The organism is Vibrio penaeicida, assembly GCF_030689305.1.
In the GTDB taxonomy this organism is placed as follows: domain Bacteria; phylum Pseudomonadota; class Gammaproteobacteria; order Enterobacterales; family Vibrionaceae; genus Vibrio; species Vibrio penaeicida_B.
On record NZ_JAUYVM010000001.1, the window covers coordinates 289,452 to 305,014 of the forward strand.

At 40.6% G+C, this 15,563-nt stretch carries 11 protein-coding genes, 1 tRNA gene and 1 pseudogene; 2 read left to right on the forward strand and 11 right to left on the reverse strand.

Going from position 1 to position 15,563, the window contains the following annotated elements; genetic code table 11:
* Positions 1-31: 31 nt before the first annotated feature.
* The 8 genes and pseudogenes from Q8W40_RS01230 to Q8W40_RS01265 form a co-directional block, all read right to left on the reverse strand.
* Positions 32-3,928, reverse strand: a complete 3,897-nt coding sequence (locus Q8W40_RS01230) for a type I restriction endonuclease subunit R, EcoR124 family (protein WP_305395538.1) — start codon at positions 3,926-3,928, stop codon at positions 32-34.
* The gene (locus tag Q8W40_RS01235; protein WP_305395539.1) at positions 3,929-4,351 is read right to left on the reverse strand and encodes a nucleotidyltransferase substrate binding protein; all 423 of its coding nucleotides are present in this window, start codon (positions 4,349-4,351) and stop codon (positions 3,929-3,931) included.
* A complete protein-coding gene (locus Q8W40_RS01240) occupies positions 4,348-5,016 on the reverse strand; it encodes a hypothetical protein (protein ID WP_305395540.1) in 669 nt (222 codons plus the stop codon). The genes Q8W40_RS01235 and Q8W40_RS01240 overlap by 4 nt, the downstream gene beginning before the upstream one ends.
* 5 nt (positions 5,017-5,021) lie before the next feature.
* A complete protein-coding gene (locus Q8W40_RS01245) occupies positions 5,022-6,254 on the reverse strand; it encodes a restriction endonuclease subunit S (protein ID WP_305395541.1) in 1,233 nt (410 codons plus the stop codon).
* Entirely contained in the window at positions 6,254-7,882 is a 1,629-nt protein-coding gene (locus Q8W40_RS01250; RefSeq protein WP_305395542.1) for a type I restriction-modification system subunit M, read from the reverse strand. Before Q8W40_RS01250 ends, Q8W40_RS01245 begins: the two co-directional genes overlap by 1 nt.
* Positions 7,883-7,896: 14 nt before the next feature.
* A pseudogene (locus tag Q8W40_RS01255) lies at positions 7,897-8,802 on the reverse strand (restriction endonuclease).
* Positions 8,803-8,998: 196 nt separating this feature from the next.
* Positions 8,999-9,121, reverse strand: a complete 123-nt coding sequence (locus Q8W40_RS01260; RefSeq protein ID WP_305395543.1) for a hypothetical protein — start codon at positions 9,119-9,121, stop codon at positions 8,999-9,001.
* Between the two features lie 78 nt (positions 9,122-9,199).
* A complete protein-coding gene (locus Q8W40_RS01265; protein ID WP_305395544.1) occupies positions 9,200-10,219 on the reverse strand; it encodes a hypothetical protein in 1,020 nt (339 codons plus the stop codon).
* Positions 10,220-10,373: 154 nt separating this feature from the next.
* On the opposite strand from Q8W40_RS01265, the gene Q8W40_RS01270 reads away from it, so the two are divergent.
* Positions 10,374-11,393 (forward strand): hypothetical protein, encoded by a 1,020-nt coding sequence (locus Q8W40_RS01270; protein ID WP_305395545.1) that lies wholly within the window; start codon positions 10,374-10,376, stop codon positions 11,391-11,393.
* Between the two features lie 39 nt (positions 11,394-11,432).
* Here Q8W40_RS01270 and Q8W40_RS01275 read toward each other — a convergent pair.
* The 3 genes from Q8W40_RS01275 to Q8W40_RS01285 all read right to left on the reverse strand — a co-directional run bounded on the left by Q8W40_RS01275 (position 11,433) and on the right by Q8W40_RS01285 (position 14,847).
* Positions 11,433-11,520: transfer RNA gene (locus tag Q8W40_RS01275), tRNA-Ser, on the reverse strand.
* 151 nt (positions 11,521-11,671) lie between these two features.
* On the reverse strand, positions 11,672-12,121 hold the full coding sequence (locus Q8W40_RS01280; protein WP_305395546.1) for an L-alanine exporter AlaE: 450 nt from the start codon (positions 12,119-12,121) through the stop codon (positions 11,672-11,674).
* A 290-nt stretch (positions 12,122-12,411) separates the two neighbouring features.
* The gene (locus Q8W40_RS01285; RefSeq protein WP_305395547.1) at positions 12,412-14,847 is read right to left on the reverse strand and encodes a hybrid sensor histidine kinase/response regulator; all 2,436 of its coding nucleotides are present in this window, start codon (positions 14,845-14,847) and stop codon (positions 12,412-12,414) included.
* A 119-nt stretch (positions 14,848-14,966) separates the two neighbouring features.
* Here Q8W40_RS01285 and Q8W40_RS01290 point away from each other — a divergent pair, with 119 nt between their 5' ends.
* Positions 14,967-15,536, forward strand: a complete 570-nt coding sequence (locus tag Q8W40_RS01290) for a UPF0149 family protein (RefSeq protein ID WP_305395548.1) — start codon at positions 14,967-14,969, stop codon at positions 15,534-15,536.
* Positions 15,537-15,563 lie beyond the last annotated feature (27 nt).

Below are 15,563 nucleotides of genomic sequence, written 5' to 3' on the forward strand. Positions count from 1 at the left end.
CAAATATTGTGAGATTTAACTGGTTTATGCCTTACTGCTTTCGGACTAGTTTCTTAAACTCCTGCTCCAGATCCTCAGTAATTATCATCGAGGTCGAAATATCGGTATCAACCGCACCAGCAACATCTTTTTGTTCATTTCTGAACTCCTTCTTCAAATCAGCTTTAAGATGTTCGAAACCTTCAGCAGCTTGTGGGTAGTTCTTGAGAAAGTTCATTACCCAATTTATTACCACTCCAGTTGTAGCTATCGTTCCTAGAGCTATGTGCCAGTAGTTTAGGACAAACTCGTAAACTTCACTTCCTTTCCGAACTTCACTCAAAGACCAAAATAAATGACCTCGCTCATCTTCATTGCTAAAAATATCTGAATAGTAACTAGTGAAATTCTGTTGAAACGCTATAGTTATTTGTATGTAGTTAGTCAACATTTCGTCACTAATAACTCCACGTGCTAATAGGTTATTCATTGGTTCGTAACCTACCAAACTCGCAATATTTTGTTCATAAGGGTTGTTCAGTTTTACAGAAAATCGAGCCAACTCTTTAACGTTAGATGACAAGCGAACCTCATCACTAAAATAGATCGCTCTATCACCAACTCTATGAGCAAAGGATGATAGGGGGGCTGAGGAATATTCCTCAGGATCTTCTGCTATCGTTAAGCTGCCTGTGTCGTCTTCATACTTATGAATAATCTCTTTTAGCTGACCTAATAAGCGATCATATAGTTTCTTTCGCTCCATCAACTTAGGCTTGTAAGCCAAATACTGGAATATCTGCTCCCGTAATGGATCTTTACCACTGAAAAGGTAAGCCTCTATCAGATCGTTGACTCCATCTTTATCTAACTGTTCCCGCTGACAAAACTCATGAATTGCTTTACGTTTTTCATGGTGCCAGTAACCTGAGAAAATACCGGATAAATCATCTGTATCCGGCACATCTGTCATGTAATCATCGATAAAGCGCTCAATCAAATCCCGCTTACTACGTAGCTGGCTTTCATTACCAAGCATTGCTAGAATATCTTGGCGTGCTTTTTCAGTATCAGCACTATCTCCTTCCGCTCGGCGTTTTCTTTCCATCTCACCCAGTAGCTTAAGAATATAAGCGACATTAATTTCATCACGGTGAATAAGCTCTAACTCAAAGTCGACCTCTTCCAGTATTGAGGCTGCTTCCTGTGCTTCCTGACGAGCACGATCATAAATATCTAGATATTTACTTTTGTAATCTTCAAACATCTGCTCTGACAGATTTAAATCCTGCCAGTCGAAGTCAGCAAAAGGCTTCAGTTTGTTCAGGGTACGGATAAGCTGTCGAAACGACTTAACAAAGGCTAATTGTTGCTCTTCATCAATAAGGTTATCTACCTCTTGAGGTGTGGCAGCCAGATTCTGAACGCTTTGTAATTGTAGATTGAACTGGGTAACATAGTCTTCATATGGTGCCATTAAAATATCTTCATTAGCATCGGTATCGCAGAACAGTTTTATCGCTTGATCAGTGGCGTCTTTTAAGTTGCGGAAACAAACGATGTTGCCTTGTGACTTTAATTCACCCAAGATACGGTTAGTTCGGGAATAAGCTTGAATAAGACCGTGATATTTTAGGTTTTTATCGACATACAGAGTGTTGATTTTTTTAGCATCAAACCCCGTCAGATACATATTCACCACTAGCAGAATATCAGCACGGTCTTTGTCTTGAAAAGACTCTTTATCCCGCTCTTTCATCCGTTTAGCGATATCTTTGTAGTAGGTGTAAAACGCTTTGCTATCTTTAACTGAATGCTTGGTGTTGTACATGACATTATAGTCATCGACAAACGCTTGCAGCTTATCACGGGAATGCTTGGATCTCGGATCATCGATTCTAATATCAAAATCGGGCTCGTCGATCATCCCGTTAGCGTCCGCATCTGGTTCGTTGCTATTGTAGGTAAAACAGGTCACCACTCTTAGATCGTGTTCGCCTTGCTGTTTTTTCTTCTTAAATAGATCGTAATACTGGATCAGCATGTCCACATTGCTGACACACATCACGGCGGAAAACTGCCTGTTATGAGTTTTTCGAGTGTGGTTTTGGATCACCCAATCAACAATGCTTTCCAGCCTATCGGGGTTTTCGAAGAATTCTTTTTTATTAATAGCAGCTACTTGTTCATCGATTAACGTCCCATCTTTGCGCTTTAGCTTGCCCCAATACTCGGTGGAAAATTTCAGTACATTCTCATCGGCAATAGCATTGGTAATCACGTACTTATGCAGACACTTTTGAAACAAGTCCTTTGTCGTGCGCTTTCCGAACACATTGATTGCAGCATTTTCTTTAAAGATTGGGGTACCGGTAAAACCAAACATCTGTGCCTTTTCAAAGAACTGGACGATATTTTTATGGGTTTCACCAAACTGGGAGCGATGACACTCATCAAAAATAAACACCACTCGCTTCTGTTTCAGGTCTTGCATGGCGGCTTCATGCTTAGGCTTTTTAATCGCTGTATTCAGTTTTTGAATTGTGGTGATAATCAGTGGACTCTTACCAGCCATCTGATCCACCAGAGCCTTAGTATTATTTGTACCGTCAACACTACCGGAACTGAAGTAGTTAAACTCGCGGGTAGTCTGGTAGTCAAGGTCTGCCCTGTCTACTACAAACACCACTTTATCGACCTTGGGCATTTCGGTCAGCAGTTGCGCCGCTTTAAAGCTGGTTAACGTTTTACCGCTGCCTGTGGTGTGCCAGATATAGCCATGTTTCTGTCCCTGTTTTACTCTATCTGCAATGGTTTCAGCGGCATAGTATTGGTATGGACGCAATACCATGAGAATTTTATCTGACTCATGCAGCACAATATATTTGGCAATCATTTTAGAGACATGACACCTCTCTAAAAAAGCATCGGCAAAGTCGTCTAGCTGAGTGATAAGGTTATTATCTTCATCGGCCCAGAAGAAGGTTTGCTTAAAATCTTGCTTGCGATTGTTGGCGTAATATTTGGTATTCACACCATTAGAGATAACAAATAACTGTACATAGTTAAACAGACCATTGTCTGCCCAATAGCTATGTCTCTGATAGCGGTTTATCTGATTAAAGGCTTCTTTTAGCTCTACTCCACGGCGTTTTAGCTCTACCTGTACCAGTGGTAAACCATTCACTAGCAAAGTCACGTCATAACGATTCTGGTAATTACCCTGCTGAGTTACTTGACTGGTGACTTGATACTGGTTCTGGCACCAGTGCAGAGTATTAAAAAACTGGATATAAACAGAAGCGCCGTCATCACGGATCAGGTTATAGCGGTCTCGCAACGTTTTTGCCCGGCCAAACACGTTACCTTTATCCAAGAAGTTGACAATCTTATTAAACTCACCACCGCTTAGCTCTATTTTGTTGTGTCGCTCTAGCTGTTGTTTAAGATTTTGACGAAGCTCTTCTGAGTTTTGGATGGTGATACGTTCATAGCCAAGACCAATCAAGCGCTGGAGTAGGCTTTCTTCTAATTGGGCTTCGCTTTGATATCCGGTAGTGTTATCACTCATATTTATTAGTTCATCTTGTTCGCTAATACGTTTCTGTCTGATAATTTCCTTTTGCAGACGTTGATAACTCTGTTGGTTATATAGCTCAATACCAACACGTTCAATATGATCAATAAGAGAAGGGTTGTCGAGATGACGAAACAGAGAAATATCGAGCTGATAAGGAAAGTCCAGTTCTTCTAACTGATTACTGATACTAAGCAGCAGGTTTTTCCGCTCTTTATCATTGGTTTTTAGTGTCAAATCAATATCAGAACCTTCGCGATAACTGCCTTTAGCTCTGGAGCCGTACAAAACCACCGCCTCCACCTCGGGATAGTGGGCTGCGATGGTTTGAATCTGACTGATAAGCTGAGTAGGAAGACCGTATTTATTCATCTACTGTTTGTCCGATAGTTCTTTTTCTGCCAATTTATTTAACTTCTGATTGAGATCGCAAAAATGTTCAAAGTAATCGTCGGTAATGGCGTTGATAATCTCTTGCGTCACATCCTGATTGTAGGTGTGGGAGCTTAAGTTGCGGCTTTTAATCATATTTAGCCATACATCTCCACTATTGATCAACCCTACTTCAAACGCCTTTCTGGCCACGTTTTTAGAACCATACAGCTCGTCATATCCTTGATCTTCCAGGTAGTCTTTCTGGGTTTTCCACGCTAGTTCATGGTTATATTCGAATGACTGAATTAGCCCTTGCTCTTCCAACTCATTTAACGAGTCTCGCTGCATAAACTTGTTTAGCTGCGTTAAGGCGCGGTTCCAGTTTTGTAAGCGCTGTATCCAGCGGATATCGTGTGTCATTCTGTGCTTCCCTCATCCAGTGTGTCTTCCTGATATTCACTTAACTGAATTTCGTAATCATCATAGTATTTGTCGTATAAAGCTTCACTATAAAGTACTCTTCCGTCTAATGGATAAAGCTCATCAAGGTAATCATTGAAATCAGAGTTCTCGTCATAACGTATAGTGGTAGATTCTTCGTCTTCGTCTGTTTCTAGAGATAAACATATTGAATAATAACTAGCTAGCGTATATGACAATAGAGATGATGTAATTTCTTTAACAGTTCGAGCTAATTCAAGATTACTAGATATCAATTTGGGTACAGCTTTCCCGTGTGAAATATCCCCTCGAGCATTCCGTAAAGTTGATATGGCTAAAGCTAAGGATGCAGCTCTAGTGGCAAAGTCATTTTCGTATACATCATCACCAGCTCTGATTAGTTTTAATGCGGGTTTAATAATATCTTGAGTGTCTTTCTTCTTAAAATCATTTTCAGAACTGGTTAAGTCCAAATTTAATATAATTGTTTTACAAATACCCTGTATCAATGAATTGCAACATTCAATAGTAATATCTGGGTGTCGATATTGATTTTTATTAGCTTTATCTATGATAGGTAAATAATAAATAAAGTCTGGAAAATCTGACAAGTGTTCTTCAATAAGACTTTCTAACCTGTTCATATCGACTACACAAACATTTTTTGAAGCAAAGCTTTCTTTACATTTGTAACCTGCTCTAAGTGATCTTGCACTGCTAAAACCTTATCACTTATAACTTGTAACGCATTGGTGATTTTTTTCTGTTCTTCAACACTAGGGAGTGGAAGAGGTATACCCATAAAATCGGCTGTGCTAATATTCATACGATCATGTCTCGCCCCATAATTGGCGACAGTAGACATATATCTATGCCATTCAGTTGATTGAAAAAAGTATTCATAGAAATCAGTGCTAGTGTCTTTAAATCTAAAGATTGAATAAAGTGGAGACATTAACCCAATACCAACCTTGTTTTTATTTATAGGTCCAACTGGAGCATACACAGATATCCTTGGGTTATAAACATAATCATCTTCTTCAACCACATAATAGCCAGCTAAGTTATTTGCATTCGCAATGTCTTTTTCAAAATATTCTTGTTGGTCTAAAATACCATGTACAGCTGAGTTTGTTAAAACTCGCTTAATAGAGTCATCATCATTTTTCTTTGTGCAACGTTCCGCTAATTCACTTAATGGTTTTTCTTCCCAGTCAGGAAAATCACTACTATCATCCTGCTTAAACCTGAGCTGCTGAGAAAACAACTTCTGCATAAGTCCTTTTTTATACTGTTGCAATAGATCGCGTTTTTCTGTGAGCTTTTCAATTTTCTGATCAACGCTAGTAAGAAAAGCAGCTATTTTTTGTTGTTCTAATGAATCAGGAAAACTAATAGTCAATGACTTCAGATCATCTATTTCTAGCTTACCAGCCCCAATACCTGTCCCAACTACCATTGACAATAACTTATGCTCAGAATATTTAAACCAATAAAAAAGAAATCTGTAATTCAATGAGTTATCTGCATAAACTGATTTCACATCTTGGTTAAAAGCTAAACGTTTAGTGACAATACCTACAGGGATACGGTTATACAGCATGCTGCCACGAACCAAGATTAAAAGACTATTTTCTTTCGCAATTCTTGAACCTTTAATTGCTGCACTTTCTGTAATATTAAGCTCAGAGAAACACAAGTTATCAACATGCATAGAGGAGGCACTTATCCAAGGAATTGTACCTTTCCAATATTCCCCAATTTCTTTGGAAGGTGTTCCACCTGATTTCCAAACGGTACGTTCACCTATGCGATCTTCTTTCCACAAAAAACCAAACTCCGGAAACCTTAACTCCGGCACCATTTTCTTATTCTGTTCCATTATAGCGGTGCCTCTATACCCAGCTCATTACAGAAGCCCTGAATGGCTTTATCAATATCCAGCATATCCTTATCAATCTGTTTGATTTTCTTAGTTACTTCATTCAGATCAATCTCTTCCTCTTCTTCAAAGGTATCCACATAGCGGGGAATATTAAGATTAAAGTCATTATCTTTAATTTCGCTAATAAGTGCTTTATGACTGTATTTCTCTTCCGCAGTACGATTTCGGTAAGTATCAACAATTTTTTTTATGTCTTGTGGACGCAATGTATTTTGATTTTTTCCCTTAGCAAAATAGTCACTACCACTGGCATCGATAAACAGCACATCGTTAGGATTTTCTCGGCATTTTTTTAATACCAAGATACAAGTTGGAATACTGGTGCCGTAGAAGATGTTGGCAGGTAGGCCAATCACCGCATCTAACCAATTTTGGTCTTCTATAATATAACGGCGAATATGCCCTTCTGCTGCACCACGAAACAACACGCCATGGGGCAAAACCACCGCCATAGTGCCGTTATCATCCAGCTGATAAAGCATATGCTGGACAAAAGCGAAATCTGCCTTTGAAGCCGGGGCTAATTTACCGTATTGAGCAAATCGATCATCAGATTCAAATAGCTTATGAGCGCTCCATTTTGCGGAAAATGGTGGATTGGCTACTACAGCTTCAAAGCGCTTATCACTATGTTGTGGGCTTTCTAAGGTATCTTCCTGCTTTAGGTCGAAGTTACGGTAGTGTACTCCGTGTAGAATCATATTCATTCGCGCAAGGTTAAAGGTGGTACGGTTCATCTCCTGACCGTAAAAGTCCCCCACATGATCTACCTCCTTTGCTACTCGCAACAATAGTGAGCCGGATCCACAAGTCGGATCGTACACCGACTTCAAACGAGATTTGCCATTGGTAACAATCTTAGCCAGTATGGTAGAGACTGATTGAGGGGTATAAAACTCTCCGGCTTTCTTTCCTGCGCCACTGGCAAACTGACCAATCAAGTATTCGTAGGCATCGCCCAGTACATCACTTTCACTATCCTCCAAGCGAAAATCAATACTGGCTAGGTGCACCAATATTTTGGCAATCAGGGCATTTTTTGCCTTTTCTGTTCGCCCTAACTTGGTGGAGCTTAAATCAAGGTCTTCAAACAGGTGGTCAAAGTCATCTTCGCTCTCTTTGCCCATGGTGGAGCGTTCAATACTGGCGAGAACTTTATCTAAATCACCAAGGATAAAGTTATCAACCACAATATCGTTATCGCGGTCACCACTTAGTTCTGCTTTGTCTTGCTCTTGTTTGTCAGCTTTATGTGCGCCACGTCTGGCAATACTGCTAAATAGTTCAGACGGTTTTAAAAAATAGCCTAGGTTCTCTATTGCCTCTTCAGAGAGAGCATTTAGCATATCTTGACCTTCTTCGCTCTCTTCATCGATGTCGACAAAGTCGATTCCATCTTCAACAAGAATTTCATTTGCAAAATTATACAGGCGTTCAGAAAGGTATTTAAAGAAGATAAATCCTAAGCAGTAATCACGGAACTCGTCAGCATTCATTTTGCCACGTAGTTCGTTGGCTATATTCCATAGTTGTTGTTCTAGTTGTTTTTTTTGATCTTCGCTCATGTAATGCCTAGTTCCTAATTCTCGAAAAAATCTTCGTCTATTTTATTCAGGTGTAAGACCTGCTCTTCACGACAGCCGACATTATAACGTAACATAAGCTTAGCAAGCTCTTTTCCATTGATTAAAACAATGCGAGTGCCTAAGTCTTATGCTGTTTGCTTAGCAGAAGCAGTGAAATCAGAAGTGGTAATGAAAATGCCTTTTTGTGCTTTCTTCAGGTTAAGCGCACCAAAAAAGTCTCTGATTTCACCAGCGCCAACGTTGTTTCCATCGACATAACGCTTGGCCTGGATGTAAACCTGGTCAACACCAAGTGGGTCTTGATTAATCACGCCATCGACACCGTTATCGCCGCTCTTTCCTAGCGTATGAGCCATACCCTCATCGCTCCCGCCATAGCCCATTGCTAGTAGCAGGTCGATCAACAGTCGCTCAAAGAAGGCTGGAGACACTTTACGTGTTCGAGATAAGATGTCTGAGGCTAACGCATCGTTAATCTGTTTGTAAGCAGCTCTTAGTACTTCATCTGGTGTCGCATCATTGTCAGACACCGTTGCCTCTTCAACTTTGTCTGAATCACCGTTTTTTTGCTTAGTGAACGCATTGAAGTCATCAAAACGTTTTAGGTATTGGTTATTGATCTCTTCGCCACTGTTTAGAGCTTCTTTCCCCAAATCCGTTATCAAGAAATGACCACGCCTTGTAGAATCCAAAAGCCCCGCTTTCGCTAGATAGGTTTTAGCCCACCCAACTCGGTTAGTGAAAGCGGCTTGTCGCCCGCTGGGAAGAAGCTCTGTTCTCTCATCTTCTGACAGATTGAATTGCTCCGCTAGCAAGCCTACAACGTTGCTGAGCTTAACTTCTTCATTCATTGCAGCATCTAACACTGGTTTCATTAAATCTTGATAACTTGGAAGCACGATATACCCTAACCACTACTATGTTTTATGGTTGTAATATACATTAAGATACAATTAGTTATCTTGATATTTGCAACATTTATTTAGATTTACCTACCAACCCAATTATCAATGTGCCTAAAGCCGCCCCAGGATAAAAGTGCCGACTTCATTTCCCCTCTGCTTTAGCTTTTGTAATATTGTTTCTTGGTTGAAATTAAAAGGAGTAGGACATTTCAAGCCCTACTCTTTTTTCTTTGGAAACAACACAAAAAACGTTTTCAAATGTGCTGAGCACAAAGATATTACCTGCCCCGCCAGTACCATCTTGTCTACTCATACTGTTGTCTCATTTAATACAACTATGACCAAGAAGTGTCCGCTTTAGAGTCAGTTAAGATCTAGTTTCATTTTCAAATTAGGCTGTTGCTATAGAGTCGACAACCGTGGACGGCCGCCCTGAGATGAAAACAGCTTTCACGCCAAGCTCTACAATACAAGGGAAATTCATCTCTGCAAGTTGTGGCAACAATGCTTCATCAAAACAGATGCTTTTCACCTCATAACCACCATTCGCTCGCACTGTATAATTTGCCGTAGAATTTGAACGAATTGAGGTTGTCACATGGAGCATTGAAAAGTCAAAGTTTCTCGCCTTTTTACGCGAGTACCCGTGAGCGGAGTTGTAGCCAAGTAAGAGCATTTGGTTCTGTTTTAGGGCAATTGTGGCGTTTTGAGTCCCAACCCCATTTTCCTCTAACACCGCAAGTCTCATATGTTCGTTAATTAATGCAACTTCAAAGTTGAGTTCGTTACTCACCCTTTCCTCTATCTGTTCCATTAGCGGGTGATAGATCCATTTTCTTGGAGCTTGTTCAATCACGCTCAGTGTCAGTTCATCTAGGTGAGCCATCAAGTCTAGATCAGACACATAAATGGCCATCATTGGAACACCTATACGTTTGACCTTCTCTAGCTTTTCTTCAGACACATCATTAGTCACTACGATTTCGATAAATAATTTTTGCTGGTTGTCAGTTACCCCTGTAATGTCGGGAATAAAGTCGCCCTCCGTTTGTTCCAGTAACACATCAGGCAACATCAACATTTCTGGGTCCAATGTTTTATCCCTAGAATGTTCGATACCTGCGAGATCAAACTGGCGACAAGACACCATCATTTGGGGTAGTAGAATACGCTGTTCTTTTTCGACAATGCGCTTACAGAGTTTGTGTAAGGTACTCTCCCCACATTCGCTATTGTCCATCGTATGGTGAGCAAAATGGTGTAACTTCACATCTCCTTTTTTTGCCACCAGTTTATCGCCGCAGCCAATACATGAGCAGCCACAGGCTAACCCACTTTCTACTTGATCAATATGTACCAGCTGTTCGTTAAGTAGGCCGTATGCACAGATGCTTTTCTCTAAATGACTCATATTTGTCTCCAACTTTCGTTTCTATTTTCTTGGGTTAATAAGGGGAACTCCCTCTAGAACGGAAACATCTTTATCTAAAAAAATGAGTTGAAACAGAGTATTAACTTTCAATACTAGGTAATATTAGGTTCACGAATGCATATGAGACTTGGTAATGAAGAGCAGTGTTGATGAATTAAAGGCGGCGATAGCGGTAACAGAAAAGTTTTGGGAAGAATATACCCATCAAGATAAAAATCACATGTTTTGGAACGTTTTCCACGCCATCGTTCTTTTAGTGAGAGAAAGCCCTTCCCTAGAAGCAGGGAAAACTGAAGAGTGTTATGTCACCTCCCGTGAACTCGCCGAAAAAACGGCTTATGTCTCGAACAAGAAGCTTTCCATTTTCAGTAGTTCGCGATTAACTTCAGAATTTAAAATCCTCATTCAACGATTGGACGATCTTTATCCTTCCTTGGAACGTGTCGCTAGTGATCTTGGTGTGGATATTATTCCTGTAATACATAAGGAATCCAATTCTGGCGGGCAAGGGAAACAATCAATTTATCGATTATGCACGAAGAAAATTGAGCCCAACCAACCCCATGATATCGGCTACAAAGCAACTACTGAGAAGCTCACGAATTCTGACGTAATCGATTATCATCTAGAGTCTGTACCTAAACTCCCTGTTTGGACTCGTTGGTTACACAATGTTGATATGGATAGACATCGCTGGAAGATAATCTTTTTTACCGCTAGCCCGGTGTTAATGGTCGTATTGTGCTCGGTATCTTTCTTCCTCACACTTGCGCAGCTAACAACACCAAATTTCCTCGGAACACTTTTTAGTTTCACAATGATGTACGTCACCGTATTTCTATTGTTTTTTCGGTATCTAATAGACGCACTCAACAATAACATAACGACCCTTCCTGACATCATGCTTCCCTTAAGCCTAAAATCAGCAGTGCTTCAATACGAACTAAAAGCCCCAGGCAGAAAAGAAGGTCGCTTTAAACGTTTGACGATCAAGGTCTATAAAGCGAAATGCCCAGTATGTGGTTACAGAGTAGATATTAAATCAGTAGGTTTACCACTTCGTTCAAGGCTAATCGGCATCTGCGACAATAACCCCCTAGAGCATAGGTACAGCTTTGATTTCACAACACAAAAGGGCTCAAAACTTACCTAAAACAAAAAAGCCCCAGCATTTCTGCTGGGGCTTCGAATGTGGCGGTGAGTGAGAGATTCGAACTCTCGATACGTTGCCGTATACACACTTTCCAGGCGTGCTCCTTCAGCCACTCGGACAACTCACCGAATTGTTGTTGAACTTTGCGTCTCAACGGGGCGCTAATTTAATGTTTATGTGTTTGTCGGTCAAGTGATTATCTGAAAAAAAATATCATTTCATGTCTGTTCGCTCAGATTTTAGCTAAAACACTCACTTTACCAACAGATTGGTTAGCTTTAGACCTGTTGAATATAAGCTGGAACACGGAATAATTTTCGACAGTTATCTAGGAAATATCCGTAAAGTACACCTAAACCACATGAAACAACTGCGTTACTCGCAACGGCTGTCACAATCTGATCAGAAGACGCGCCTACAAACAATAGAATCGCGGCATAAACAGGTGATTGAAACAATACATAAGCAATAACGTCGGAAATACGCTTTGTCAGTTCGCCACCGTGGATTCTTCCGCCTTGGTTAAGAACCCAATCTCGGAATACCCCATAAGGCCATGCAATGGCGATGTTCACGGGTATAGATAGAGTTCTCGACTGCAATGACTGTTCAAAGGACATACCTGATACAAAAATCTCTATCAGCATTCCGACAACAAAGCTGAATACCACCATAGCAAATGTATCCGCTGCTGCGTGGCGAATACAAAAAGGGGCTTTAGAACTCATTTCCTTCCTCACAAAGAATATAAAACTAGTTAAAGAATTGTTAAGCAACAGGTAAATCTAGATAAAACATTAAACACTAGATTTATTCGCTATTTAATCACTTTTTTAATGGATTTATATTCCGTATTTTACATTTTGTTGTAAATTTACAACTGATTTTCTACGAAATAATAGTGAGTTTGACTAATTCGTCTGAAAGGTCTTTTTACGAGTGGTATATGAGTATATAAAAGCACTGAGAGTTAACCCTCCAGTGCTTTCTTGGGATTTTATGTAATTAACTTACGAAATCAGTCCGCGAGGCTTAACGTAAGTACGTTAATGTCTTCTTCTGATGGGGTCGTGTTTTCACGAAGCGCGGTCACAATTTTGTCTATCGCGCTGAGTTCATCATGGTTAAACCTCATGCTGTCTTGGCTTATGATGCACTCTAGAATCTGATTTGCTTGTTCATAGTCTTGATTGTCTAAACAGACGTACAAATCAATTAACCTCTGTTCATTGTTTTTACTCGATACTTCTGTCGGATTGGGAGTATTGAATTCTGATGCGTCTCTCTTTAGCTGATTTAAACGTTCAGAGAACTTGATCAAAACATCGTCTAATTCCCTTTCATCAATCGGTTTGGCGAGAATGTGATCCGCCCCTGCACTCAGCATTTTTTCTCGAGTCTCTTTGAATACATCTGCGGTGCAACCCAGAATCAGCCCCTTCGATGATTGGTGATTTAAATTACGGATCCGTTCCGTCGCTTCAATACCGTCCATAACGGGCATGTGGTTGTCCATTAAGACAAGATCAAAGGTTTTCTGTGTGAGTATTTCAACCGCTTTCGCACCGTCGACAACACTGGTGGTTTCAAACCCCTTACTGCGCAAAAACGCATCCATAATCATGGTGTTCGTTCGATTGTCTTCCACTATTAGAGCGGATAAACCATTGCAGTCAAATTTTTGATGAACGACGTCTTGTGTGCTTTCAGGTAAGCATACGTCTGTTTGCAAAGTTAGGAAAAAGCTAGAACCGATGCCTTCTTCGCTTTTTACGTTTATGTCTCCTCCCATGCCTTGTACGATTTTTTGAGTTATCGCTAAGCCCAACCCTGTCCCTCCGAATCGTCGTGTGGTGGTAGACTCCGCTTGCTCAAATGGTTTGAATATTTTTTCTTGTGCCGATTTGGAGATGCCAATTCCAGTATCGCGTACCTGTATGGATAAGTAGACTTTTCCTGCTCGCTCGTATTCGTTTAAATAGACTTCGATAAAACCACGAGAAGTGAACTTAATGGCGTTGTTCAGCAAGTTAAAAAGTATCTGCCGAATTCGTGCCTTATCGGCGTTGTACCAGCGCTCTGATGGGACTTCACTATACACTTTAAAATTGAGCCCTTTCTCGGTCGCTAACGTAAAGTACACGCTATTAATGCTGCCGATAATGCTAGCCAGTGGAAAAGGAGAAGGATCGAGCTCTAACTTCCCTTGCTCTATTTTAGAGAAGTCCAAAATTTCGTTGAGAAGCGTCATCATGTGCTCGCCAGAATCATAAAGGCTATGGAGCAGTTTACTTTGGTGTTCTGTTAGCTCTGTTTTAGCTAATATTTGTGCCGTACCTAACACACCATTCATAGGTGTTCGAATTTCATGTGATAGCGTTGCAAGGAAGGCAGATTTCGCTTTCGTCGATGCTTTCGCTTTCACGGTTTCCTCTCTTAGGAAAACTGTCTTGTGGTTAAAACTATCGATGAGGTGTTTGATTTCATCATTGCTGTTGTAAGTCATATCAATGATGCCGTGGGTATTTTTATCCGACACCTTGTCTGCAATCACGACTATCGGACGTATCAAGTAGCGATTGATCAAGTAGTAGCCGATCATGACGCAAAGCAGTAGAAACGGCGCGATGACGAATTCTAAACTCATCACCAACTCGAACGTTTCTTCTCCTACTAGTCTTTTGGAATTAACAACTTCTATTTCCCAGTTGTATTTACCAAACGCCATTCTAGAAATATAGATATCTTTAGTGAGTGAGAAGTTGTGTTCTGTAATGGCATTACCCGCTTTGTCTTTAATCAGAACACCAAGATCGTATTGGTTGGCGTGGTTTTGAACGTACTTAATAAGTTCCGACAAAGAGATATCGATGGTCGCGACACCTTTCACTACCCCATTTTTAAAGTAGGGTGTTGAAGCAGTAATCATTTGAACATGGGTGTAGGGATCGATATAGACATCTGACCAAGACACCTCTTGTTTCTTGATGTTTATGGCAGAGGTGTACCAAGGCTCTATGTTGTATCCCCCTGATTCTGGATTATTCCATGAATGGATAAGGTCAACTCCACCCTCTGAATTCTTATTGTAGAAAAGGCTCTTTAGGCGGATGTCTTTATCTATTGAATAAGGCTCGGGCCATGTACCACCACTCACAATCATGTTGGTACTTTGGGCAATCATGAAAGGCAATAGAGACTTCAAACTATCATATTGCTCCGAAGCTTCACCTACAGCGGCAATGCTGTGCAACAAGCCAAGGGAGCCGTTTAATGATTCATCCAAACTGGTGGCAAGAAGCTCAGTTCTTAAATCTAAATTCTTTTGAAGTTTACTTTTGATTGGGTGCTCTACTACCAAATAGGTTACGCTACCTACGGTTGCGATAAAGAAACAAAGGTATAACCCCAAAGCGATGATACTTTTCTTTTTAAGTGAAGATTGGATCGCCATATTATTAGCCAACAGTACACATATTAAAAAACCTATATCTTAGTATGGTATTCATCAAGTCTTTTTCCAGTCGTGTGAGCTTGATACACTACCTCAATCACTCAAGAAGGGAACGTATTTTGACTTTAACAGAATTGCTTGCTTTACCAGAAATGGAAGGCAAAATTTTAAATGAATACCAAATCCGTGGGTTTGTTACCTCAATGGCAGCTGCTCCAAATATTATTGACCCAGCTGAATGGCTTGCGTTTCTTTGGGGTGGTGAAGAAGTCGCCCCCTTCTCAACATCAGAACACTTAGAATTCTTTGCAGATCAAGTTATTGCGATTTGGAATGATGCAAGACCAAAACTGCTTGAAGGGACTTGGCAGTGGCCTGAAAACTGTGCCTTAGATGACGAAGAAATCGTCAATGAAGAAGCACGAAACTTCACTGAAGGGCTGCTTCAAGGCTGGGGAGTATCCCGAGATGATTGGGAAACACTAATGCCAGAAGACAGTGAAGATAATGCACTTCTAGGTGGTGTTATTTTATCTATGAGCATGCTTTATGACCCGGAAACGGCAGTATCGACGCTCGCTCAGCAAGGGATCGAGGGGTTAGAACAGTTTGAAGAGATTTTCAATGCTATTCCCGTCATGCTTTGTGGCTTAACTCAGCGTGGTGTGGCACTAGCAGAAGCGCAGTAACGGATTAGCTATTGCCTTTGAAATCCA